The 24500-nt window shown below is 64.4% G+C and carries 14 protein-coding genes; 4 read left to right on the top strand and 10 right to left on the bottom strand.

Features of this window, described 5'->3' with window-relative positions; translation table 11 throughout:
• Positions 1–217 precede the first annotated feature (217 nt).
• Complete coding sequence (cls, locus tag GO615_RS12170) at positions 218–1597, top strand: cardiolipin synthase (protein ID WP_246262250.1); 1380 nt, start codon at positions 218–220, stop codon at positions 1595–1597.
• A gap of 169 nt (positions 1598–1766) precedes the next feature.
• Here cls and GO615_RS12165 read toward each other — a convergent pair whose 3' ends face one another.
• The 4 genes from GO615_RS12165 to GO615_RS12150 all read right to left on the bottom strand — a co-directional run bounded on the left by GO615_RS12165 (position 1767) and on the right by GO615_RS12150 (position 15008).
• Entirely contained in the window at positions 1767–10574 is an 8808-nt protein-coding gene (locus GO615_RS12165) for a glycoside hydrolase family 94 protein (RefSeq protein WP_246262249.1), read from the bottom strand.
• A gap of 64 nt (positions 10575–10638) precedes the next feature.
• On the bottom strand, positions 10639–11706 hold the full coding sequence (locus tag GO615_RS12160) for an AI-2E family transporter (RefSeq protein WP_339380018.1): 1068 nt from the start codon (positions 11704–11706) through the stop codon (positions 10639–10641).
• A gap of 154 nt (positions 11707–11860) precedes the next feature.
• Complete coding sequence (locus tag GO615_RS12155; RefSeq protein ID WP_169128332.1) at positions 11861–12175, bottom strand: BON domain-containing protein; 315 nt, start codon at positions 12173–12175, stop codon at positions 11861–11863.
• Between the two features lie 238 nt (positions 12176–12413).
• The gene (locus GO615_RS12150) at positions 12414–15008 is read right to left on the bottom strand and encodes a chemotaxis protein CheB (RefSeq protein ID WP_169128330.1); all 2595 of its coding nucleotides are present in this window, start codon (positions 15006–15008) and stop codon (positions 12414–12416) included.
• A gap of 345 nt (positions 15009–15353) precedes the next feature.
• Here GO615_RS12150 and GO615_RS12145 point away from each other — a divergent pair, with 345 nt between their 5' ends.
• Positions 15354–16091, top strand: coding sequence for an alpha/beta fold hydrolase (locus GO615_RS12145; protein WP_169128328.1), 738 nt, complete (start codon positions 15354–15356; stop codon positions 16089–16091).
• Between the two features lie 47 nt (positions 16092–16138).
• Here the strand turns inward: GO615_RS12145 and GO615_RS12140 are convergent, their stop codons facing one another.
• From GO615_RS12140 to GO615_RS12120, 5 genes are all read right to left on the bottom strand, one after another.
• Positions 16139–16840, bottom strand: coding sequence for a VIT1/CCC1 transporter family protein (locus GO615_RS12140; RefSeq protein WP_169128326.1), 702 nt, complete (start codon positions 16838–16840; stop codon positions 16139–16141).
• Positions 16841–16943: 103 nt separating this feature from the next.
• Positions 16944–18230: a helix-turn-helix domain-containing protein gene (locus tag GO615_RS12135; protein WP_169128324.1), complete on the bottom strand. Its 1287-nt coding sequence runs from the start codon at positions 18228–18230 to the stop codon at positions 16944–16946.
• Between the two features lie 119 nt (positions 18231–18349).
• Complete coding sequence (locus GO615_RS12130; protein WP_169128322.1) at positions 18350–18499, bottom strand: lmo0937 family membrane protein; 150 nt, start codon at positions 18497–18499, stop codon at positions 18350–18352.
• Positions 18500–19666: 1167 nt separating this feature from the next.
• On the bottom strand, positions 19667–19957 hold the full coding sequence (locus GO615_RS12125; RefSeq protein WP_169128320.1) for a type II toxin-antitoxin system RelE/ParE family toxin: 291 nt from the start codon (positions 19955–19957) through the stop codon (positions 19667–19669).
• Positions 19954–20262 carry a CopG family ribbon-helix-helix protein gene (locus GO615_RS12120; protein ID WP_169128318.1) on the bottom strand — a complete coding sequence of 103 codons (309 nt, stop codon included), beginning with the start codon at positions 20260–20262 and terminating at the stop codon, positions 19954–19956. Before GO615_RS12120 ends, GO615_RS12125 begins: the two co-directional genes overlap by 4 nt.
• Before the next feature lie 164 nt (positions 20263–20426).
• Here GO615_RS12120 and GO615_RS12115 point away from each other — a divergent pair, with 164 nt between their 5' ends.
• Positions 20427–21611 carry a Fic family protein gene (locus GO615_RS12115; RefSeq protein ID WP_169128316.1) on the top strand — a complete coding sequence of 395 codons (1185 nt, stop codon included), beginning with the start codon at positions 20427–20429 and terminating at the stop codon, positions 21609–21611.
• 546 nt (positions 21612–22157) lie between these two features.
• Here the strand turns inward: GO615_RS12115 and GO615_RS12110 are convergent.
• The gene (locus tag GO615_RS12110; RefSeq protein ID WP_169128314.1) at positions 22158–22475 is read right to left on the bottom strand and encodes a hypothetical protein; all 318 of its coding nucleotides are present in this window, start codon (positions 22473–22475) and stop codon (positions 22158–22160) included.
• Positions 22476–23500: 1025 nt separating this feature from the next.
• Between GO615_RS12110 and GO615_RS12105 the strand changes: the two genes are divergently transcribed.
• Complete coding sequence (locus GO615_RS12105) at positions 23501–24457, top strand: universal stress protein (RefSeq protein ID WP_169128312.1); 957 nt, start codon at positions 23501–23503, stop codon at positions 24455–24457.
• Positions 24458–24500 lie beyond the last annotated feature (43 nt).

The raw sequence follows: 24500 nt of genomic DNA, 5'->3' as shown, positions 1-24500 counted from the left end.
ACCCGAAACGTGAATTCCCGGGATGACCGCTGGCGTCGGCACTGCTCCACAACGACTTTACGCCGCAGAAGTCATGCTGCTCTGTTCGACAGCGCACGGAACAATGCATGGCCTACACTTAGGCTGTGCTGCGGATCGTGCCCCTGCCTACTGGCGAACGTCTCGTCGCCAGCAGTGCGGCGCTTTTCCTGCCCAGAGGATTCCGGAGGACGGTTCGATGCCGAAATCGATCGCCCCGTTGATGGCTGTGCTGATTCTGACGCTCGCCGGCTGCACGAGCCTGCCGACCATCGTGCCCGACCTGGCCCCGCACCGCGGCCCTGCGGTGCAACTGCAAGGGGCGAGCGGCCCGCTGTCGGCAGAGCAGAGCAAGGCCATCCTCGACCGGCTGGCGAGTCGCGGCCAGAACACGGACATTTTTGCCCGCCACCTGGCGCTCGAAGAGGCCATCGTCGGCAGCCCCCTGACCACCGGCAACCACGTGGTACTGCTCCAGGACGGCCCCGCCACCTATGAGGCGATGCTGGCGGCCATTCTGGGCGCCCGCGATCACATCAACATGGAGACCTACATCTTCGAGGACGACGAGGTCGGCCAGCGCTTCGCGCAGGCACTGATCGACAAGCAGCAGCAAGGCGTGCAGGTCAATCTGATCCGTGACAGCGTAGGCACCATCGGCACGCCGACCGCCTTCTTCCAGCGGCTGAGCGACAGCGGCATCCGGATCCTCGAATTCAACCCCATCAACCCGCTGGTGCGCCGCAAGGAATGGGAGTTGAACCAGCGTGACCACCGCAAATTGTTGATCGTCGACGGACGCACCGCATTCCTGGGCGGCATCAACATCAGCAGCGTCTACTCCGGCAGTTCCACTGGCAAGCGTTCGCGCCCCCGCCCCGACGGCAGCGTAGCGTGGCGCGATACCGACCTGCAGTTGCAGGGTCCGGTGGTTGCAGAGTTCCAGAAGCTGTTCCTCGCGACGTGGGAAACGCAGAAGGGTGAGCCGCTGGCGGCGAAGGACTACTTCCCGCGCCTCGAGAACGCTGGCCGGCTGGTGGTACGGGCAATCGGCAGTTCACCCGACGAACCCTACAGCCTGATCTACGCCACGCTGCTGTCGGCCATCGGCAGCGCCGAGATCAGCGTGCAACTGACCAATGCGTATTTCGTCCCCGACCCGCAGCTGCTCGCGGCACTCGAAGCCGCAGCCGGACGTGGGGTCGACGTGAAGCTGATCCTGCCGAGCCAGACCGACTCCTGGCTGGTGTTCCATGCCGGACGCCGCTACTACGGGCAACTGCTGCGGGCGGGCATCAAGATCTACGAGCGGCGCGGAGCAATCCTGCATTCCAAGACGGCGCTGGTGGACGGCGTGTGGGCCACGGTCGGGTCGACCAACCTCGACTGGCGCAGCTTCCTGCACAACTACGAGTTGAACGCGGTTGTGCTGGGGACGGAGTTTGGCAGCCAGGTGCAGGCGATGTTCAAGAAGGACCTGGCGGAGTCCGATGCGATAACGCTCGAGCAGTGGGAGCGCCGCCCGCTCCACCTGCGCCTCCAGGAGTTGTTCGCGCGCGCCTGGGAGTACTGGCTCTGAACGCCCCATCGGGATTTTCGGGTGCCGCGCTCGCGCGCCAGGCTCCGGTTTTGCTTCGGGTTGTGGATCAGCGACTGCGGTATTGCACGTTCCGGGAGCGCGCCGGCGGCTTGCGACCTACCCGGATCGCGGCACATTCGCCGCGATGCCGCTGCACGCATGGCCCCGTTCAGTTCGCCCCCATGCCCACCTCCACCTTCACCTCGACCAGGTGTTCCTGCCCGTCATCGACAAGGTGAATCACCCTGTCGTCCTGCGCGACGCCATCCACGGTCACGCTCGTCACGCCGCGCGCTCCCGCATCGCCGGTGCGCGTTTGCGCGACGCCGATGTGGTACGTCGTTTCCCGATACTGGTAGTGGATCTTGTAGGCGTGCCACGCCGCAGGCAGGCATGGTGCGAGGTGCAGCGTGTCGCCCGCCAGCCTCAGGCCCAGCAGCGATTCGACGATCAACCTGTACATCCAGCCAGCCGAGCCGGTGTACCAGCTCCAGCCGCCGCGACCGATGTGCGGCGTGAGTGCGTAGACGTCGGCCGCGACGACGTAGGGTTCCGCCTTGTAGGTGGCGATTCCCTGCGCGGAAAGTCCGTGATTGACCGGGTTGATCAGGGTCAGCAACTCCCAGGCGCGCTCACGCTCGCCCAGCGCGGCAAACGCCATCGCCGCCCAGATCGCCCCGTGGGTGTACTGGCCGCCGTTCTCGCGCACGCCCGGCACGTAGCCGCGGATGTAGCCGGGATCGAGGTTCGACTTGTCGAAGGGGGGATCGAGAAGCTGGACGAGCGCGTAGTCGCGGCGCACGAGGCGCTCGTCGACCGCTTGCATGGCCATGCGCGAGCGCGTCTCGTCACCCGCCCCGGACAGCACCGACCAGCTCTGCGAGATCGAATCGATGCGGCATTCCGTGTTGGCTGCCGAACCGAGCGGCGTGCCATCGTCGAACCAGGCGCGGCGGTACCACTGACCGTCCCAGGCGTGCTGTTCAATGTTCCGGCGCAGCTTCCCCGCCTCTTCGACGCACAGATCGGCGAAGGCTGCATCACCGTGCGCCCTCGCCACCCCGGCGAACTGCCCGAGCACGTCGCACAGGAAGAAGCCCAGCCAGACGCTTTCGCCCTTGCCCTTGATCCCCACCAGATTCATGCCGTCGTTCCAGTCGCCCGCGCCGATCAGCGGCAGACCGCGCTCGCCGAAACGCAGACCATGGCGTATGGCGCGCACGCAGTGCTGGTACAGGCTGTCCACGTCGACGGAGCGGCCGGGGAGATCGTAGTAGGAGTCGTCCTCGGGATTGACCGGGCGGCCCTCGAGGAAGTGCACGGCTTCGTCCAGCACCCCGCTGTCGCCGGTACTCGTCACATAGCGGCACACCGCCAGCGGTAGCCACAGGTAGTCGTCCGAACACCGCGTGCGCACGCCCCGACCCGCCGGCGGATGCCACCAGTGCTGCACGTCGCCCTCCTGGAACTGACGGCTCGCGCACAACAGCAGATGCGCACGCACCAGCGCGGGCTCGGCGTGGATCAGCGCCATCACGTCCTGCAGCTGATCACGGAAGCCGAAGGCACCGCCCGACTGGTAGTAGCCGCTGCGCGCCCACACACGGCACGCCAGGGTCTGGTACACCAGCCAGCCGTTGGTCAGAACATTGACCGACGGGTCGGGCGTTTCCACCTGCACCGCGCCAAGCGTGCGGTTCCAGTGCTGCTGCACCGCTTCCAGCGCACCGCGCACGGCCAGGGGGCCGCGGAAGCGCTGCACGAGCCTCCCGGCGTCTTCGACGTTGCGCCCGACGCCGAGGCGGAAGACGATATCGCGCTCCTGGCCGTCAGCGAGGTCGAAGGTCACCTGGATCGCGCCGCACGGATCCAGGGCGGCGCCCACCTTGCCGGACAGGCGCGAGCGGCCCATCGCCGCCGGATTTCGCAGGGTGCCGTTGCGCCCGAGGAATTCCGTGCGGTCGCCGCTCAGGTTACGGGTGGGGTCATCCACGTCGAAGAAGGCAACCCGCTCGGCAAACTCCATGCTGTAGGGGTTGCGCGCGTAGAGCGCACCGCTGCGGGGGTCGATCTCGGTGCTGACATGCATGGCGGATTTCGCACGCAGATCCCCCAGCACCCACTCGACGTAGCCGGTCGCAGAGAGCCGGCGCGCGCGGCCCGATTCGTTTCGCACCTTCAACACCGAGAACTTGACGGCGGCATCCAGCGCCACGAAAACCCGCAGTTCCGACCAGATGCCGCCGGAGCGGGTCTCGAAGACGCTGTAGCCGAATCCGTGGCGGACGACGCAGGACGTCTCGGCGCGCGCAGGCAGCGGCGTGGGCGACCAGAACTGGCCGGTCTCTTCGTCGCGCAGATACAGGGCTTCGCCGCCCGAATCGCTCACCGGGTCGTTGTCCCAGGGGGTGAGACGGAATTCGTGCGCGTTCTCGCTCCAGGTGTAGGCGACGCCGCTCTCCGAGACGATCGTGCCGAACCAGGGGTTCGCCAGGACGTTCACCCACGGCGCCGGGGTCGCCTCACCGGGCGCGAGCGCAATGACGTATTCGCGCCCGTCGGGCGTGAATCCGCCGAGTCCGTTGGAAAGGATCAGATCGCGGCGCGGCGGCTCTCGGGCAGGCGGGCTTTCTGCACGCTGCGCGCGGCTCGGCACAAACCGCGGCGGCCGCGGTTCGGCAGGGGCGCGATGGTCGAGCTGTTCCACCAGCGTTCCCCGGCCATCCGTGATGATGGCGCGTGCGACCGACTGCAGCAGGATGCGATCCTCGGCGGACATCTGCTCCGCGGGCCGCACGAAGATGCCTCCCGGCCGATCGATCACGCTCGCCTCGATCCCCGAGGCGATCAGGCCCATGATCTGTTCCTGCAGTCGTTGCCGGTACCCGGCGTGCTCCTCGTTCCAGATCACCAGGTCCACCGCCAGCCCCTTCAGCCGCCAGTACGCATGGGCCTGCACGAGTTGGCGCACGAGATCAATATTGGCCGAATCACCGATCTGCAGCAGCACGATCGGCAGGTCGCCCGAGATGGCGTATCCCCATAAGCCCGACTGTCCGCGGCGATTCTTGATGAGCACCGCCGGGTCGGCGCGCAGCGAGGCGTTGGCGTGGATGACCGAACCGGCCAGGCGCGCATGCAGTTGCGCGTCGGCCTCGCTGGCGTTGAGCTGCCGCAGCACCACCTGGCTGTGGGTCCACGTCAGGTCGAAGACGCGGTCCGCGAGATGGCGGTCCTGGTATTTCTCGACCAGGCTCACGGCCATGTCGCGGGTGTCGGTGATGCCCGACACGATGTCGATCGTGACCGACTGTTCCGGATCGAGCGTGACGCGATGACGGATGGCGACGATCGGGTCCAGCACCGAGCCGTCGGTGTCCGAGAGCGGTCCCGGGTCGCGCATCGCCAGCGGATCGGCAGCGCTTCTCGTGCGGCCGATGAAGCGCAGGCGATCGGTCTCGTAGGACACGGCGCTGACGTGCGCACCATGCACCGCCATCAGGTGCAGCATCCACGGCGCCTGCTCGCCGGCAGATCGGGGCCTGCGCGTGCACAGGATCGCGCACCGCTCGCGCACGATCTCGGTCTGCACGAAGAGATTGCTGAAGGCCGGATGAAGCGCGTCGGCGGCCGCAGGCGCGATCACCACTTCGGCGTAACTGGTGACCTCGACTTCCCTGCGCCGTTCCGACCGATTCGTGATGCGCACGCGCCTAAGCTCGATATCGTCCTCCGGCGACACGACGATCTCGGTGTAGGTCTCGAAATCGCCATCGGCAGCGCCTTCGCCGGTGCTGACCGGGTCACGGCGGCGAAATTCGGCGCGCCCTTCGGAGAAGATCGCCTCGTAACTCGTCGGTCGCTTGAGCGTCGGCTGATAGCTGTTCGACCAGAAATCACCGTTCGCCCCGCTCGTGACTTCGCGGACGTAGCAGAACGTGCCCCGGTTGTCGCACGTGCCGTCTTCACGCCAGCGCGTGACGGCGAGGTCCTTCCAGCGGCTGTAGCCGCCGCCCGCATTGGTGAGCATCACGTGATAGCGGCCGTTCGACAGCAGCTGCACCTCGGGGATCGGCGTATCGGGCGTCGTGAACACCCGGATCTGCGTTTCCGCGGCGACCGACGTCGCGCGCACGTCGGACAGCTGCGCCGTGTGCGCAAACAAGGCCGCGGCTTTCGGGATGCGCTCCTGCAGTAGCAGCATGACAGCCTGGAACAGGCGGTCCGACTCGAAACGCCGCTGCATCGGGCGATCCTGCAGCAGGTAAGCCAGCGCCAGCAGGCTCATGCCCTGGTGGTGGGCCATGAAGGAGCGCACCACCACGTGCGATTGCCCGCGACGCTGGCGTGCCGGCGTATAGTCGATCGCCTCGAAGAAGCCGAACTTGCCGAGGAAGCCCTCGCCCGCGAGGCGCTGCAGATTCAGGCAGGCCTCCTCGGGCGCCACCATCAGCGCGAGCACCGAGGCATAGGGCGCGATGACCAGATCGTCAGCCAACCCGCGCTTGAGTCCCAGGCCCGGCACGCCGAAGGCGCGGTACTGGTAATTGAGATGCATGTCGACGGTGTTGTAGCCGGACTCCGAAATACCCCACGGGACGCCGCGCTGGAAACCGTACTCGATCTGGCGCGCCACCGCGGCCTTGCAGGTCTGGTCGAGCAGCGTGTTGTCGTACGTGGGCATCACCAGCAGCGGCATCAGGTACTCGAACATCGAGCCGCTCCACGACAGCAGGACCGGCTCGCCACCGGTGCCGGTGAGCAGGCGCCCGAGGGTGAACCAGCTTTCCTGCGACACCTGTCCCTGGGCAATCGCCACGAAACTGCACAGGCGCGCCTCGGACGCCAGCAGGTCGTAGTAACTCGAATCCAGTCGGCGCTCTTCGACGTTGTAACCGATGGTCAGCAGGTGCCGCGTCTTGTCGAACAGGAACTCATAGTCCATCTGGGCCAGTTCGCCGCATTGCAGTGCCAGGCGTTCGATGGCCGCGATCCTGTCCTGTGCACGGACGCTCCCTGCCGTCGCCAGTTCACGCAGGGTCGGGATTCCGCTCAGGTCGACACATTCGGCGACACATTCGGCGACCGGTTCAGCGCCCTGCGCCTCCAGGCCGTCCGGTGGCGCCGGCAGCGCCAGCCACGGGGCGAGAAAACTCAACTCGTCCAGCGCCTCCTGGCATTGCCGCTCGAGCGCCTGCGCCCACTCCTGCGCTTCCATCGTCTTCGCGTCGCGCTCGGGCGCCGAATCGTCCCCGACATCGGGGCTCACGACGACGCGCTTGGCGAGTTCGGCGGCCCCGGTCGCCAAGCGCACGAGCGTCGATCGCGCCGCTGCGAGCGTGCCCGGAGGCGCTGCGGACAACGCTTCGAGGGTGTTCCTGAACTCCGCCACCGATCCGGCTGCCCCCCGGTCCATTGCGTTGGCAAGGTCCGCAAGGATCCTGAACGTGTCGCTCAAGCCGTCGAACAGCCGCCCCGCCAGTACCTTGTCATCGGCCAACGCGAGCAGCCCCGCACGCAAGGTCAGCAGGTGGCCGGCGAGGTTGCCGCTGTCCACCGTCGAGACATACAGTGGCGGCAAGGGCAGCAGCGACTGCGTGTCGTACCAGTTGTAGAAGTGCCCCCGGTGCCGCTCCAGCGCGTCCATCGTGCGCAGGGTATTCGTCGTGCGCTCGATGAGCTGTCCGGCCGGGATGTAGCCGAAGTCGTACGCGGACAGATTCGCCAGCAACGCCATCCCGATATTGGTCGGCGACGTGCGATGGGCGACCGCGGCAACGCGATACTCCTGATAATTGTCAGGCGGCAGCCAATGGTCGTCCGCGCCGACGAAGGTGTCGAAGAACGCCCAGGTGCGGCGCGCGAGCGTGCGCAGGAACATGGTCTGTTCAGCCGTCAGGGCCGCACTGCGACGCGCCAGCGGCCGGCTGACCCACCATGCGATGCCGGGTGACGCGAACCACAACAGCAGAATCGGTCCCGCCACCGCCAGCACCGTCGGCGACTCTGCCGCCAGATAGATCGCCGTCAGCGCCGCCGTGGCGGGACCCGCCCACATCGATCGCCAGCACGCGGCGAGGTCGCCGCTGCCACGCCCGCCCAACTCACGCTCGACTTCGCTCGACGGTTTCCATTCCAGCAACCGGCGGCGAACGACCCGCATCCGCCAGGCCGTGCGCACGATGGCATCCAGGCTGAACCAGGCCTCGTACGGCAGACACGCCAGTTCGAACGCCGCCTGCATCAAGCGTCGCGCGGTCGACTGGGCGACGGCAGCGAGGTGCTGGCGTATCAGCACCTCGTCAGGCTTGCGCAACAGATCGAGCATCGCGGCGCACAAGGATGGAATCAGCAGGACGCCGATCACAGCCAGGGTCCACAGCCACGCCGTCGCCATGAGTGTCCATCCGGACAACAACAGCAGCGTCAGTGCCGCCGGGACGAGGCTGCGCCTCAGGTTGTCGGCGAGTTTCCACTGCGACAGCAGCGACAGCGGGTTCGGCCGTCGGTGCGCACCCTCGTCCGGGACGCGCCGCAACAGCCATCCCGCCAGTTGCCAATCGCCACGAATCCAGCGATGGCGGCGGCTCACATCGGCGCTGTAGCGGGCCGGGTAATCCTCGTACACCTGCACATCGCTCAACAGCCCCGCGCGTGCATAACATCCCTCGAGAAGATCGTGACTGAGGATGCAGTTTTCAGGGAAGCGCCCGTCGAGCGCCTGCTCGAACGCATCGACGTCATAGATCCCCTTGCCGATGAAGGAGCCTTCGCCGAACACGTCCTGATAGACATCCGAGACGGCGCGCGTATACGGGTCGATGCCCGGCTCCCCACCATACAGCCGCGCGTAGCGCGAGCGGTTGGTCCCCGGCAGGCTCACCGACACGCGCGGCTGCAGGATGGCATAGCCATCGCTCATGCGCCGCTTGTCCGTGTCGTAGCAGGCACGATTCAACGGGTGCGCCATGGCACCGACAAATTGCCGCGCCGTATCGCGCGGCAACTGCGTATCCGTATCCAGCGTGATGACGTACTTCACGCCGGACAGGACCGCGGTATTACCGACGATGAGCGCAAAGCGATCCCCGTCGGCACCGCGCACCTTCCCGCGCAGCAGCGCGTTCAGGTCCGCGAGCTTGCCGCGCTTGCGCTCATGCCCCATCCAGACCAGCTCCTGCGGATTCCATCGCCGCGAACGGTGGAAGAGGGAAAAGATATCGCCCCCGGCGCGCGCACCCCCGTATTTCTCGTTCAACTCTTCGATCCGCGTCCGGGCCAACTCCTTCAGCGGGCCATCCTCGGGGAGCGACTCCTGCTGCGCATCAAGGAAATCGGTCAACAGGGCGAAATGCAGGTTCGCATCGCGATTGGCCAGAAACCTGACCTCCAGCGCCTCGACCAGATCCTCGACATTTTGCGCACTCGTGAGCATGGTCGGGACCACCACCAGCGTGCGCGATTGCGGCGGGATGCCTTTCGAGAAATCCATCCGGGGCAGCGGATGCGGCGCCACCAGCAGGGTTGCCAACCAGTTCACCATCGCCACTGCCAACTGACTCACAGCCAGCACCGAGACGATGCCGACCGGCAGCAGCACCCACACCGATAATCCGGCGCCGGATGCGCGCGCCAGCAGCCCGCCGGCAACGACGAGCGTGATCAGCGCGATTGCACCCAGATACGGCAGCAAGGGCAGGCTACCTGCCACCCTGCGCAAGGCATCGAGCCCGGAAAGGCCGACTTCCGCCACCTGCTCGAGCGCCGGCAAGCCCTTGTCGATGAGGTAGAAACCGACATGCGCCGCACGATCGGCACGCCCGCTGTCGGCCTCGACCGCCGCCCCCGCACGGGCCAGTTCGATCGCCTTGCGGGCTACTTCGCCCTCGGTCAAACGGCCTTTTCGCGCTATCCGTTCGGTCGCATGGCGATAATTATCGCGCGTCGCAAAATCCATCCGGCCATAGACGCCGGCCGGGTCCTGCAACAATGTCTGCTCGACGATGCTCATGCTCTCGACGAACTCGCGCCAGTCCATCGCACCCAGAACACGGAGGCTTCCGATGCTGTTGCTGATCGAGACCTGATCGGCAGCCTGCTGCTGGTTCTCCGCCTGCACCAGCTGCTCAATCGTCAGGCCCGACTCGGCAAGACGCTGCTCGATCCAGGTCAAGGGCAAGGCCAGCGCGGGCCCCCTCCCCTGCAGGCGGCGCGCGAGTTCGGCGACGAACGCGCTGACCATTGGCGGATCCGAACGCGCCATGTCCGCGATCACCAGAATCAGGCTCTTCGGATCGCTTTCAGCGGTCGCCGTCATCTGGTCCGCCCAGGAATCGGCCAGGTCTCGCTCCGCCCACCCGGTTGCGATGCGCACGCCGACGCGACGCAGATTCTCGATCACGGCCAGCCGCAACATGATCGGGACGGCCCACAATTCGCCCAGCTTGAGGGCCGTGACACTCTGGTAGGCCGCGACGAAGCGGCTGAGACTTTCGGTATCCACGCGGCCATCGCCATGCGCCACCGCCTCCAGCGCAATGTCATAGACACGCGGACGTGCGGCCAGCGGCCCCGATGCACCGTCGTCCAGCCGTGGCAATTCGCGGCTGTAACCCTTCGGCAGATGCCGCTTGGCGGTGCGGATCTGCTCTTCGATGAGATAGAAATTGTCGAGCAGCCAATCCCCGGCCGGCGTAATCCGGCGGTTCTCCGTCACCGCCGCCGTCAGCAGCGTGCACACTTCGACAAGGGCCGTTTCGTTCGCTGCCAGCCGCCCCAGGAGCTGATCCGGGGCGCGGCCCGGTGCCAGCCGGTGCGAAGCGGCGAGCGCCTTGCCATGCTGCTCCATCTGGTCGGCGCTGAACAACTCCGAGCGCAGCGGCGGTTCCTCGTCAGGCGAAATCCGTGGCCACACGCGTCCCCGGAACCGCGCCTTGAACTGCTGCAAATAGGTGGAGAGCTTCGTGCCAGCGTTCAATTCAAGGGCCTTTTTCCGAAAGATGAAATCTCGTTGAAGCACGTCGCATCGCGCGAAGGCCCACCTACTCCCCAAGCAACTCCGCCACCGACTCGAGTTGCTCCACGTGCTGCGCCACCACTTTCACGATGACGGTGATCGGAATGCTCAACAGCAAGCCCCAGACGCCCCATAGCCACGCCCAGAACAGCAGCGAGACGAAGACCGCGGCCGTGTTCATCCTGGCGATGCGGCCCGTCATCCAGGTGGTCACGAAGGTCCCGACGAAGGTGGCGATCGCCACTGAAGCCCCGGCCACCAGCAAGGCCGTCGACAGAGAGTCGAACTGCATGAAGGCCGCCATGCCGATGCCGGCGGCAGTGACGGCCGGACCGAAGTACGGAATCACGTGCAGCATTCCGGCGGCCACGGCCCAGGCGCCGGCGTTGCCGAGACCGATCCAGCGCAACGCAATCCACGTAAGCAGCCCTAGCAGCACGTTGGTCGCCAGGAGCATGAACATGTAGCGCTGGATGGATGCATTGATGTCGTCGAGGATGTGTATGGTGATCTTCCGGCTCGACAGCGATGGCCCGGTGAGGCGCACCAGCTTTCGCTTGAAGGTGTCCCCGGACAACAGCAGAAAGAAAGTCAGGAACAGCACCATGGACGCCTGGCCGATTACCCCCGCCGCGCCCATGGAACCTGCCCACAGAAAATTGCCGAGCTTGAAACCGGGCGGATCGATGACGACACGCGTCGCCGGCTGTCTGGGCGCGGACGCCGCACTCGTCGCCTTCTCGATCTCGGCTGCGGCAGTCTGGACCTTCTGCATGGTGCTGGCCTCGCCTTTGCGCAGACTGGCGAAACCGGCCGACACGCTGCTCACCGCCTCGGGCACCTGATCGAGGATCGTCTGCATCTGCCCGCGCAACGAATAGGTCCCCAGCACGAGCGCGCATACGACTGCCAGCATCACCACGACGGTCCCGACCACACGCGGGATCCGGATGCACTCGAGCCACACGACGAGAGGGTTCAGCGTGTAGGCGAAAAGGATCCCAAGCAGCATCGATATGATGAAGCCCTGTGCCCACTCCAATGCGAACACCACCGCGATGGTGGTGAGGATGGCCAGCGATACGCCGCGCACGTCGGACGCGCACGTAACCGCGCGGGCAGGCGGAGCGGCATCACCGCTTTCCTCACCGCCCGACGGTTCCGGCTGTACAGGCGCTTCAGTCGGAGCGTCCGCCGCTAGTGGCACGGGCCTCGTACCGTGGCGTTCGGACACGCACGATCACCCTTCATTTCAACCGAAGGTCATTCTTCACCGCCTTCACGCCCCGGACGCCGCGTGCCACCTCGCCCGCCTTGCTAACCGCAGCCTGCGATGCGACGAAACCGCTCAATTGCACCACGCCCTTGAAGGTCTCGACGTTGATCTCGGCGACCTTGAGAGAGGGCTCATCGAGGATGGCCGCCTTCACCTTCGTGGTGATGACGGTGTCGTCGATGTACTCTCCGGTCCCTTCCTGTTTCGGCGTCGACGAGCACCCCACTGCGGTTACCAGCGTCAGCGCCAGGAAAAATGCGGAAAGATACTTGCCGAGTTGTTTCATGATTGATCCTCCGGAAGGCATGAACGTGCACCACTTGCTTCTTGATACCGGCACCGTGACGACAGGATCCTGACCCTCGCCGGACGCGGCGTCTGTGCGCTGGCGTACAGACCGCCGCCGTCCCGCGAGCAGATTTGCAATCAGGGACACGGGGATGACGGTCGGGCGCGACAAGCCGCTTGAAGCGCCGACCGATCAGCCGCGAGCGCTCGGTGCCGGGCAATGTGGTCCCGGTGGTTCAGTGCGCAGTTCCGCCCCCCTCCACCGCCGCCGCGCGCAGCTCGGCCTCCAGGCGCTTGGCCACGCTGATGTCGATGAAGGTGATGACGACACCCTCGATGACGTTGTCCATGGTTCGATACGGCATGATGCGCACGGTGAACCAGCGGCCGTCGCGTGTGGCGATCTGCTTCTCCGAGAACATCAGCGTGCGGAGCACCTCGCGGGCATCATCTTCCAGCGCCGGGTAGTCGAGATCGGTCGCGAGATCCGACAACGGACGCCCGGCATCGGCGGCGATGAGCTTGATGATGCGCGTCGCCAACGGCGTGAAGCGACGGACATTGAGCCGGCTGTCGAGGAAAACGGTGGCGATTTCCGTGCTGTTGAGCAGATTCTGCATGTCGTTGTTGGCGCACGACAGGTCATCGACCTTCGACTGCAGCTCGATGTTCACCGTTTGCAATTCCTCATTGAGCGACTGCATCTCTTCTTTCGAAGTCGTGAGTTCCTCGTTGGTCGACTGCAGCTCCTCGTTGGTCGACTGCAATTCCTCGTTGGCCGACTTGAGTTCTTCCTGCGAGGTCTGCATCTCCTCACGCAGCGTGCGGATTTCATCGCGCGCCTGCTGCAGCTCGCGCTCCAGTTCGGCGTGCCGCGCATTGCGCGGTGTCCGGCGCCCCCCCAATTGGGTTTCGGGCAGCGGCGGCAGCTCTGCGAAAACGATCATCACCATGCCACGCAACGGCTCCGGCTCCTCGACCATCTGCACGACAAGGCCAACCCGGCGCGTCATGCCGTCGTCGCTCACACGTATGTCGGTCCGCTCGATGCGGCCGCGATTGCGCGTGACCTGGTACAGCGCGCTACCGATTTCCGCGCGCAGCCCCTCGCGCGCCATAGCGTAAATGTTCCAGTTGGCCTTGCCGGCGGCGGGCTCCAGGTAGCGTCCGGTGCGGCCGTTGATATAGACGATGTCACCGCGATCATTGACCAGCACCGCCGCAGGCGCGAACTGCCGCAGCAGCAATTGGTCTGCAAGGTCTTGCAGGTTGGCGGGCGGTGGCGGCACCTTGGCCTCACCCTCGGCGACGTAAAAATTGCGGAAACGAGCCGGAAAATCGATCTCGACGGCCTGCGCCGGAATGTCGATGCGCCGAAAGATACGCGCCTTGGCGTCGAGCGGGGCGAACAGATCGGTCGCACTGCCCAGCGCCTCGGAGTTGCCCAGGAACAGCACGCCGCCGGGCGTGAGGCTGTAATGGAACAGCGGCAGCAGCTTCTTTTGCAGTTCGGGGCCGAAGTAGATCAGCACGTTGCGGCAAAGCAGCAGATCGAGCTTGGTGAAGGGCGGATCCTGAATCAGGTTCTGCGGCGCGAACACGACCATCTCGCGGATTTCCTTGCAGACCTGATAGCCGTCGTCGGTGGCGACGAAAAAGCGCGCCAGACGCTCGGCCGAAACGTCGGCCACGATGCTGGCCGGATAGCGGCCCTGACGGGCCCGGTCGATCGCGTCGCTGTCGAGATCGGTGGCGAAGATATGCAGCGAAAAACGGCCGGCGGGCTTGCACTTTTCCATCGCCTCCTTGAAGACGATGGCCAGCGAGTAAGCCTCTTCGCCGGTCGAACAGCCGGGCACCCAGGCACGCAGCACGCTGCCGGCGGATCTACGCCCGAGCAGCGGCGGCAAGGCCGCATCACGCAGGCTGTCCCAAGCCGCCGGGTCGCGGAAGAAGCTGGTTACGCCGATCAGGAATTCCCTGAACAGCAGCTCGAGTTCCTGCGGGTTCTCCTGCAGGAAGCGCACGTAAGTGGCGATGCGGTCGATCTGGTGAATGCCCATGCGCCGCTCGATGCGGCGGTAGAGCGTGGTCTTCTTGTAGAGCGAGAAATCCTGGCCGTTGTGCGCGCGCAGCAGAATCAGCACCTTCTCCAGCCCACTCGGCAACTGGCTGTCGACGACGGGTTCGGCAGCGGCAGCGTGCGCGCCATGCCGAAGGCTGGCGAGGATGCGGGCGGGCAGTTCGGCTGCGGGGGCGACGATGTCGACCAGGCCGGCGTCGATCACGCTGCGCGGCATCGCGGAAAAGGCCGCCGAGGCCGGGTCCTGCGCCACGGCAAGACCGGCGTTCTCCTTGATGGCGCGCATGCCGGCACAGCCGTCCGATCCCATGCCGGAGAGAATCACACCGACGGCCAGCTGGTGACGGTCCTCGGCCAGCGATCGCAGGAAGAAGTCGATGGGCAGGCGCAGGCCGCGCGGGGCGGCAGGCTCGAACAGGTAGAGCGCACCACGCAGCATCGACATGTCCCGATTCGGCGGGATCACATAGACGTGATCCGGTTTGACCTTGAGCCGATTCTTCGCCTGCACTACCGGCATCGTCGTGGTGCGTTGCAGCAGCTCAGGCATCATGCCCTTGTGGGTCGGATCGAGGTGCTGAACGATCACGTAGGCGATGCCGCTGTCTGCCGGCACATTGGCCAGGAACTGTTCCAGCGCTTCAAGGCCGCCGGCCGATGCGCCGATGCCGACGATCGGGAACGCTTCCCCGCGGGTCGCCTTGGGCGACGGGGTGGACACGGGGAGATGGGGTTCCTGCTTGGCCATGGCCAATTCCTTTCAGCGCCGGCAAAGCTCCGGCCACAATGCCTGGACGGCACTATCGTGCCTGAATACCCGGACGTATTTGAAGTCGGAGGCCACACTTTAACAGCCTGCGCGAAGCATCGCGCCCTGTCTCCAGCGCCGCATGCCGAAACGATGCGCGCGGAACAACTCCGGGTCTGTACGGCAGCACACAAGAAACACAAGGCGCAGGGCGATTGTTCGCCGGAAGGCAAGCTGTGTGCGGCACCGTACCGAACCAGCCACCCCATGCGACTAAAGTTTCGATGTTGTCCGGACGTGCGGGCCCACCGATGCCTTGCCGAACGATCGAGGAGATAGACCAGCATGGAAAAGATGAACCTGCTCTTGCTGCCGGGGTTGCTCAACGGAGCGAGCCTGTTCGAACACCAGGCGGAGGCCCTGGCAGACCTGGTCGGCATCACCGTCGCCGACCTGACGGGCTCGGATTCCATTGCCGCGCTTGCCGCGGACGTCCTGCAGCAAGCTCCCTCGGGGCCGTTCATGCTCGCCGGGATGTCGATGGGAGGCTATGTCGCGTTCGAGATCATGCGCCAGGCCGGGGAACGCGTGCGGGCGCTGGCGCTCCTGAGCACCAGTGCACGCCCTGATACCCCCGACGCCACCGCTGCGCGCGAGGAGCTCATCACACTTGCCGAAACCGATTTCCCCGCCGTCATCGACAAACTGCTGGCGCGCATGGCGCATCCCGAGCATGCGAATACGCCCGAGGTGGGCGGCGTGTTCCAGTCGATGGCGACCGGACTGGGGCGCGAGGTGTTCGTGCGGCAGCAGCGCGCCATCATCGGCCGCGCGGACAGCCGCCCTACCCTCGCCAGCATCAGATGCCCGACGCTGGTGTTGTGCGGGCGGGACGATCTGGTCACGCCGCCGGATGTCCACCGCGAACTGGCCGCCGGGATTGCCGGGGCGCAGCTCGAGATCATCGAGGAATGCGGCCACCTCTTGCCGCTGGAGCAGCCCGAACAGGTCACCGGAATCCTGCGCGGCTGGCTGTCGGACCTCGTCCGCCCGCTGAAGCCGTTCAGTCGCGTGCCGGGCTAAGAATCACCGCAGATCAGGTCCGGAATCGGGCCGGGAGCGTTGCCGGCTCAGATCACTGCCCCGAACAGCGCGCCCACCCCCGCGGTGATCGCCATCGCGAGCGCGCCCCAGAAAGTGACGCGCCAGGCACCCGTCGCCACGGCAGCCCCGCCCGCCCGCGCCGCAACGGCGCCCAGCAGGGCGAGGAAGGCGAGCGAAGTTCCCGAGACCCACGGAATCAGGCTCTGCGCGGGCGCCAGCGCCGTGACCGCGAGCGGCAGCGCCGCACCGACCGCGAAGCTCGCGGCCGACGACAGCGCAGCCTGAACCGGTCGCGCGCTGAGTGCTTCGGAGATGCCGAGTTCGTCGCGCGCATGGGCGCCGAGGGCGTCGTGTGCCATCAGTTGCTCGGCAACCTGCTGCGCGAGGCCCGGTTCGAGCCCCCGGGCGACGTAAATCGACGCAAGTTCGCGGTGTTCCGCGACCGGGTATTTTTCGATTTCGGCGCGCTCGCGCGACAAGTCGGCCTTTTCGGTATCGGCCTGCGAATGCACCGAGACGTATTCCCCTGCGGCCATCGACATCGCCCCGGCCACCAGCCCGGCAACGCCGGCCACCAAGGCAGCCCCCTGACCTGACTTGGCAGCCGCGACGCCGACCACGAGACTCGCGGTCGAAACGATGCCGTCGTTGGCGCCTAGCACGGCGGCGCGCATCCAGCCGACCCGGTCGGTGCGGTGACGTTCGGTATGGCGTCGCGTGAATTTCATGCCCGACAATCCTCAGGGGGCGACCCTGACAGCATGGCCACCACATCGGCGCAGTCAAGGCCGGGACGAACCCTCGAATCGCGTGATCCGGGATTGCTCCCCCTCATGCACGGCTTTTTTCGGCCATTCTCTCGGCAGTGATGTCGCTCACCACCATGCGGCATTCACGACCGGTTTCGTCGGCAACGGCCTCGATCCTGACGATCGCTTCGGGACGCTGGCTGCAGGCCATGAGGACGATCTCGCATTTCTTCTTGCATTTTGCGTCAAGTACCTCGTGGAAGAATCGGTTGAACGCCGGCAGGTATTCCGGCTTCACGGACGCGGCGAAACGGTGACGCCCATGCTGTGAGCGCTTGATGCCGAGGAGTATTGCCCCTGCAAGATTGACGCTGAGGATGACCCCGAGCGCGTCCAGCGTGAAGTAGCCGACCGGGGCAAAGTCGTAGATATCGGCATACTGCTTTCGTAATAAATCCGCTTCGTCATAAGCGTGGCGTAGCTCCTCGTTATGCATTTCGAGTTCGATCTGATGCACCTGCAGTTCGTGCAGCAAACGCTCGGTATCCCAGGGTGCGGTCGGCATGCTCGGTTGGGCTTGCCTCAATCGGGCTTCGGCACGCTTGCGCAGGGTTGCCGGATTCGGCCGCGCCCGATGTCTGGCCAGGCTGGCCGGCATCAAGCCGAACAGGCGGTCGTATTCCGCCTTGACCACGCCGTAGCATTCGCACGCCCGCGCTTCCAAGCCGGGACGATCGGTCACCGTGATATGCCCGCGGTGGTAATGAATCAGTCCGGCCGCCTGCAGCTTTCCGGCGGCCTCGGTAACGGCTTCGCGACGCACCCCCAGCATGCGCGCAATCAGTTCCTGGGTCATGTCGAGCTGGTTCCCCGGTAGCAGGTCAAGGCTGAGGAGTAGCCAGCGACACAGCTGCTGATCCACCGCATGGTGTCGATTGCAGACGACGCTCTGCGCCATCTGCGTCATCAGGGCCTGGGCATATGAGAGTGACAGGCGCTGCAGGCTTCCACCCTGATCGAGCTCCCAGCGCATCACTTCCGCGCGCAGGCGGTAGGCACCGCCCCCGTTCTGAACCGCCACCGTGTGCGTCGTGGACTCGCCGCCCAGCACCAGCGGAATGCCCACCAGGCCATCGTTGCCGGTCATCGCCAGTTCGGTCGAAGAGCCGTTTCGGGTCGAAAAGATCATCGAGACGATACAGGTCGTCGGAAAATACACGAACGCCAGGTGGTCACCCGACTCATAGAGCACCTCACCCGGCGGAAAGGTGACCAGCTCCAGGTCGTCCTCCACCCGGGCATACTCCTTCACGGGCAGGGCCGCCAGGATCCGGTTCTGCCTCGGGTTGTGGATCAGCGACTGCGGCATTGCGCCTTCCTCATCCCATCAGCCTGCGGGTTCAACGGGGCGACCCTCGAGTTCGCCAACCGGGCCGCACCACCCGCAGCGGACGAGATACGTGACGTGGTGCGCGAGCCGGCGCACAGCTACAACACACCCCGTCCGCTGATCACTCTGAGCAACACGACCACGATCGCGATCACCAGCAGGACGTGGATGAAACCACCCACGGTGGTCGAAGTGACCAAGCCGAGCAGCCACAGGACCAGCAGTACGACTGCAATGGTATAGAGCATGAACTTCTCCTTGCTTATCCGGCCGGATCCGCGCCACGGCACGTCATCCGGGAGCGCGCCGGCGGCTTGCGATCCACCTGGATCGCGGAAGTGCCGCCGGCCATGTCGGTATCAATATTCCATTTGATCGCGGGCGTCTGTCTGCCACCGCACACAACGGCCAACCGCAAGATCCGGTTCAGCATCAATGGTTCACGCATTCGTCATCGGGCAGAAGGCACGCCCCAATCCGGATCTCCGACATTTCCCAGTCTGGTCAATGACGGAGCGCCGGACAGCGTTGGGTGTCGAACTCGGGATGACAGGTCATTTGACGCGCCCCATTGGGTCGGAGATTCGATCGCACACCCCGGATTGCCCCTGGGCGGGCAACGTCCCGCGCGAATGCATACGCCGTGCGAGCACGGCCATGACGCGGTGCTCGAAGGTGGTCCAGGCATGCGAGAATGGCCGCCAAAGGAGTCTTGGCGTGGCCCTTTTTGGGAGGGCAGTGTGACACTAGAGCCATTCTTGCCTTCGAGATCGGGCTCTCATGTCACAAGTCGGCACCCGGAAAACGCCGTGAATTCAAGGGCGAGACCTTCTAAGCCCATTTTTGCCGCAAGCGATTGCGCTGCACGCCGACCATTTTTTTCAGGCTCATAACCCGTCGCAGGGTCAAATCCTAGCCCCGCAACCAAACAAAGGTCAGTCCGCGGATCTTACGAAACTTGCAGGATGCGAACAGGAGCCGCCGGGATGTGGCATATGCTGCGAAAGTACTCAAGGAGATAGACCGCTCAGAACGCTTGGCCGTTGGTGCCGCAATCGCTTACGGGTAACTGTCAGCGTTGCGAGACTGGAACTGCACCGTTGCGCCCCCTATTTGCAGTACGCGTCCAGTGCTCAAACCAGCCAAAACAAGCACTTGCATCGCTCTTCGTAATATGCCATTGGCTTCAGAAAGAGCTGCAAGTGCTTGAATATATGGGGCGACATACCGGGATCGAACCGGTGACACCTGGAGCCACAATCACCGGTTGTTTTGTTTAAAAACAGTAACTTAGGCCAATTTCTAATCTACAAAACCCCGCCAACTCCCCCCTTGAAAGCCGCATCAGTGCTGATATGGAGGCCGTTTTGTAGAACGGTTTTCGCCGATGCCATCGACCTTGCTCGGGCGAGTCATCAATGATAGTCGTCCTCGCGCTGGTGTCGAATAGCCAGCACGAGCACTGCGTCGTGCTGCTCATCATAGCTATAGAGCGCCAGATAACCGGTTCGGCCGCGCGAGATTACGAGTTCGCGCAATCCATGGGCGATCGGCCGGCCGATATTTGGATGGCGGGACAAAGTATCCAAGGCATCGAGGATCAGATCCACGGTGTCGGCAGCCAGTTCCGGTGCGGAGTCATGAAGAAAGTCCGCCAGTCGCTCAAGCTCTTCCGCGGCCTCTGGCGCCCACCACCAGCGCGTCATGCGTCCGGTTCCTTGGATTCCGGCTTTCCAATGTCTTGCGGGGTCGGCCGTTGCGCAGACGCCCCTCGCACTCGAGCCCGCAGGTAGGCGCCAAAAGCGGGACCGTCAATGGCCATCCCGCTCGCTTCGACCCGCTGACGAGCTTGCAGGGCACGCCTGACAAAGGCGCCTTCCGCCTCGGCGCGATCGAGTTCATGACCGATCGCACGCACCATCAGCGCGTGTGGGGTCACCCCTTCCTGCGCGGCGATCTCATGCAGTCGCTGGCGCATGGCCTCGTCGAGTTTGACGGACAAATTGGGCATCCTGAGCTCCTGTATCGGCGTTGGCGGTATTGATATCCTACTACCCGAGCAATGTACAAACCACCCAGCCCCTGATCGGCGAAGACAAGGTTTAATTGCGCCTACCGCTTTTAAACGTTAACTTAATATCCTTTAATAACGGTTCGCGTCATTAAAGGATCACAATGCGTTCCGCCGACCTCAGCCCCGACCGTCGCGCCTGCCTCGAACCGGTGCCCGAATGGCCCGGCGCGTTTGCTCTCAACCCGCCGGCGGTGCGTTTCGATGCGCTCGCGCCCTTGCGCCCGCTTTTTGAAGCGCAGGCGGCGCTCGAGCGCCTGCGCATGGCGAGCGCCCAGCTTCCCAACCCGGATCTGATCACGCGGACCCTGAGCCGGCGCGAGGCTGTTATGAGCAGCCAGATCGAAGGCGCCCACGCCGGGCTGCAGGACGTTCTCGAATTCGAGGCCACGCAGGATGCCGAGGGCCTGCCGGCCGACGCGCGCACCACGCTCAATTACGTCGAGGCGCTCGAGTTTGGCCTGACAACGGTCCGTACCCATGGGCAGGAGGCATTCTCGATCGCCTTCGTCCAGGCGCTTCACCGCGCCCTCATGCGTCACGACAGCGCGTACCGGGATGTGCCCGGCGAGTTTCGCACCGTCCAGAACTGGATCGGCGGGTTACGGATTCAGGACGCGCGCTTCGTGCCGCCCCGCCCCGAGCGGATTGCCGGCGCGATGGATGACCTGGTCGATCGCGTCTTGCGCTACGAACCGGAGGGCAACGCCTACCTGCACGTGATCGTGCGCGCGGCGCTCGCCCATGCGCAATTCGAGACGATCCACCCTTTCCGCGACGGCAATGGCCGCACCGGACGCCTGCTGATCCCGCTGATGCTCGCCGCGGAGGGATCTCCGCCGCTGTATGTATCCGGCCCCCTGTACCGCAACCGGCACGACTACTTCGATGCCCTGCTGGAAGTCCAGTTGCGCTCGCGCTGGGACAGCTGGATCGAGTTCTTCACGCAGGCGGTGATGATCGCTTGCGACGAGTCGATGGCGCTTGCCGTGCAACTCGTCGCCCTGCGCGAGGACTGGAACCGGCGCGTTGCCGAGCGTCGTGCCGACTCGGCCAGCCGCAAGCTCGTCGCCGTGCTCATCGGCACGCCCGTCGTCACGGTCAACCAGGTCAAACGCCTCCTCGGCGTGTCCTTTCCCGCTGCCAACAATGCCGTCGCCGATCTCGTCTCGCTCGGCATCCTGAAGGGCACCCCGCGGCTACGCAACCGCGTGTTTGTCGCCCACGAGGCAATCGCCGTTCTCGATCAGGCGCCGGAGGAGCTCCGTCGGCCGTCATTGACGCCTTGAACCAGCCCCTGCTTTGGCCGCCCGCGATTTGGCAACAGCGCCGCAATGCCGATCGTCAGCGTCGTTGGCAGCCGCGATGATTGTTGATTCACGAATTGTGCCCTTGCGTCGAGGTGAAGCAGATTGCGAGGGCGAGACTTCCGCTTGCGACCGCAGCTGGTTGCAGCTCTGCGTGATGACTTGAATTTTGAGCGCTCCCCTTCATCGCGACCATCACCCTTCAAGTTCAACGATTCACATCTGCGGTGCAGCTTTCAGTCTTGGCTAGCCGGCAGGTTTCTGCTTGAAGACTCCCCCCAATGACGGCCATGCCGAGGCAGTGAGTGACAGCAATGGGCCGGCACTTCCCGTTCGGCCTACGCCGAGACCTGCCGTTCGTTCACGGGGTCGTTCGAACGGCAGGTCAGACAGTTGGCGACAGCCCGAAACCGACCCAAAACTGTCGTTTGCCTCGGAACCAATCGCATGACAGGTAACGGAGTCTCGCTATCGCTCCAAACAGCCGTATGTCCATTCAGCAAGGCCGTTCGAGGTTCCGAGACGCGTTCACTCCGTTGCCTCATTCATAGAGGCGCCTCGTCGCCCCGCGGCTACCGCCCACCACCACGCCGACCAATACGACAGCCCCGTTCCACTACTTTCGGTAACGAATTCGGACAGGATGTCGTGAAGGAAGTGTTCACGAACGGCTTCCCCCAGAGCAAGGGCGCCTCTCGTTGCATCTCCGCTCAAGTCGGCGAGGCCCTGACAGCATGTCAAACCAAAGTCACAACAACGGCGTGATACATCCAGTTGTGCCTGGTGAGTTTCCTGAATATGGTTCGCAAACACTGCGAAATCCTTGTCCATCAATTTGTTCTCCATATAGTCTCCAACCTTAGGCAGCATTAAGCGGATTTCCGTCCGCAGCCCGGCTCATCCCCGCCTTGTCACGATTCGAATGGTGCGCAAGCGGCTCGCGGGCTGGGTATAGCAACAGCACACTGCCGATGCCTCCGAGTTGATGAAAGCGCGCGCTCGGTCTCACAGCCACCAGGATGACAGGACCGTCGTCCCGGGATACGTGATCCACAACCAACTGTCTCATCACCCGTCTCCTCTGCTTCGCAGTCATTCATCAATCGAATTAAACCGTGGCCGGACGCTTCACCCAGACGTCGGTGCGGCGACTGAGTAGCGCCGCGCGTTCGACGACGGCATGCAAGCTGTTGTCTTCACCAGCATCCCACGCGAACCGCGCGTCAAGAAGCGCAGCGCGTTGTGCAAGGTCACGGGTTCCCGCTGCTGGCGCAATTTGCCTGGTCTCCTCAGTCCCGCTGGGTGCCGCACGACACTTCGCGGACTTCGGAACTTCGCCTGCGTGGCGCAACGGTATGTCCGACATGTAAGCCTCCTTCCTTCCCTCACGACTTCCACCCCGAGAAGAATGTTAGGCGCGTCGAGCCGGGCTGATAAGTCTCTGCGCCTGAGCGTATCTGTTTCCCTTTGCTCTACAACCAATCATCATGATGACGCCTGATGCGGGGCAGCCATGTCCACGGTCTCGGTCACTGTGAAAGGCGGGTGATGTCGACGCGTATCTTCCCTGAGAACCCACCCTGATCCCGAGCATGCCTTTTCTCTGATCGAAGGCGGGATCATCGATTCCGATCCGGCTCCTTGCGTTCACTCCAGGCAGGCACCCGGCAATTGTTGCCCTACAAGCACCAACCTGATTCTTCGCCGAGTGCTTATCGCTCGTCAGTCCGTCGCATAGGATTAGGTCATGTTCGGTGCGTTCCTCGTCGGATGAGCGAGGGCACCATCCGCGACAAGATCATTGAAGCGCAGGCATCAATCGCGTAACGAGGTCTCACCGAACGAATCCCGCCTAAGTGGAATGCATCGTTATGGACGTAAAGGCCGAACAAGAGAAGTGGAATAGCGTCGAGCGAGATCAATTTGGCCGCGCGACGACCCTGACGACGCGATTCGGATCGAAGTCCCGTCGTGGTTCGGCGTATCGCCTCCTTGCGCCGGTGGACGGCTCCTCCGCCTCCCTGGCGGCATTGCGGCTAGCTACGGACATCGCCGACCGCCTGCCGGACTCAAGCCTCCATCTCCTTAACGCGCAGACCATCCTTGGAGCCACAGGCGATGACGACGCGTTGAGATGTGCGGGACTTGCCGATACTGAAGTTGCACGGCAGTTTCTCGCGGGTGCAGACACCTCGTATGAATTAAGGCTAGCAGCCGGCAATCCTGCGGAGACGATCCTTTCCTATATACGCGAGCAGAAGATCACCGAAATTGTCATGGGCGCGGACGGGGCCGGAAGCGTGGGCTGCGCGCTGCTCGGCTCAGTCAGCCAGGATGTGCTGGACCAAGCCGACATTCCGGTAACGTTGGTCAAATCAAGGAACCATTCACCTCGATTCGGCCCCGGGACCGGCGATCTACTGATTGCATATGATGGATCGCCAGGATCGTTGAGGGCTCTGCATTACGGACTCCAATACACCGGCAGGCTGCCAAACGCTCCCAGAATCCATGTTCTCAATGTTCATACGGCAAAGCATGGATTGTTGTCCGGAAAAAATACGGAGGCCCGATTCGACGAGCGCGAGACGGCCCTGGACACTTGCGACGCGGCACTGCGCGCGCTCGAGGCGGCGCGGGCTGACTTTGAATTCCACGTCGCCCACGGGGATCCCGTCGAGAAGATTCTCGAATTCGCGGCGAGCACCGATTGCAGTCGTATCGTGATGTCCTCGCGTGGCCTTGGGTGGTTCGCGGCCCTCATGTCCCGGTCGATTTCCTGGGGCGTCTTGTACCGCACTGCGATCCCCATCACTCTCGTGAAGTAGTGGAACGGGGATGTACCGCCCCGATCACTTTTTACGGCTCGCA

This window comes from Aromatoleum evansii (genome assembly GCF_012910805.1).
In the GTDB taxonomy this organism is placed as follows: Bacteria; Pseudomonadota; Gammaproteobacteria; order Burkholderiales; family Rhodocyclaceae; genus Aromatoleum; species Aromatoleum evansii.
The sequence above is the reverse complement of the archived record's forward strand: the minus strand, read 5'-3'. Positions and strand labels throughout refer to the sequence as shown.

Coding starts and splice junctions, on each gene's coding strand:
- cls (WP_246262250.1), top strand. CDS start 218: ATGCCGAAATCGATCGCCCCGTTGATGGCTGTGCTGATTCTGACGCTC.
- GO615_RS12155 (WP_169128332.1), bottom strand. CDS start 12,175: ATGAAACAACTCGGCAAGTATCTTTCCGCATTTTTCCTGGCGCTGACG.
- GO615_RS12150 (WP_169128330.1), bottom strand. CDS start 15,008: ATGGCCAAGCAGGAACCCCATCTCCCCGTGTCCACCCCGTCGCCCAAG.
- GO615_RS12145 (WP_169128328.1), top strand. CDS start 15,354: ATGGAAAAGATGAACCTGCTCTTGCTGCCGGGGTTGCTCAACGGAGCG.
- GO615_RS12140 (WP_169128326.1), bottom strand. CDS start 16,840: ATGAAATTCACGCGACGCCATACCGAACGTCACCGCACCGACCGGGTC.
- GO615_RS12135 (WP_169128324.1), bottom strand. CDS start 18,230: ATGCCGCAGTCGCTGATCCACAACCCGAGGCAGAACCGGATCCTGGCG.
- GO615_RS12130 (WP_169128322.1), bottom strand. CDS start 18,499: ATGCTCTATACCATTGCAGTCGTACTGCTGGTCCTGTGGCTGCTCGGC.
- GO615_RS12125 (WP_169128320.1), bottom strand. CDS start 19,957: ATGACGCGCTGGTGGTGGGCGCCAGAGGCCGCGGAAGAGCTTGAGCGA.
- GO615_RS12120 (WP_169128318.1), bottom strand. CDS start 20,262: ATGCCCAATTTGTCCGTCAAACTCGACGAGGCCATGCGCCAGCGACTG.
- GO615_RS12115 (WP_169128316.1), top strand. CDS start 20,427: ATGCGTTCCGCCGACCTCAGCCCCGACCGTCGCGCCTGCCTCGAACCG.
- GO615_RS12110 (WP_169128314.1), bottom strand. CDS start 22,475: ATGGAGAACAAATTGATGGACAAGGATTTCGCAGTGTTTGCGAACCAT.
- GO615_RS12105 (WP_169128312.1), top strand. CDS start 23,501: ATGGACGTAAAGGCCGAACAAGAGAAGTGGAATAGCGTCGAGCGAGAT.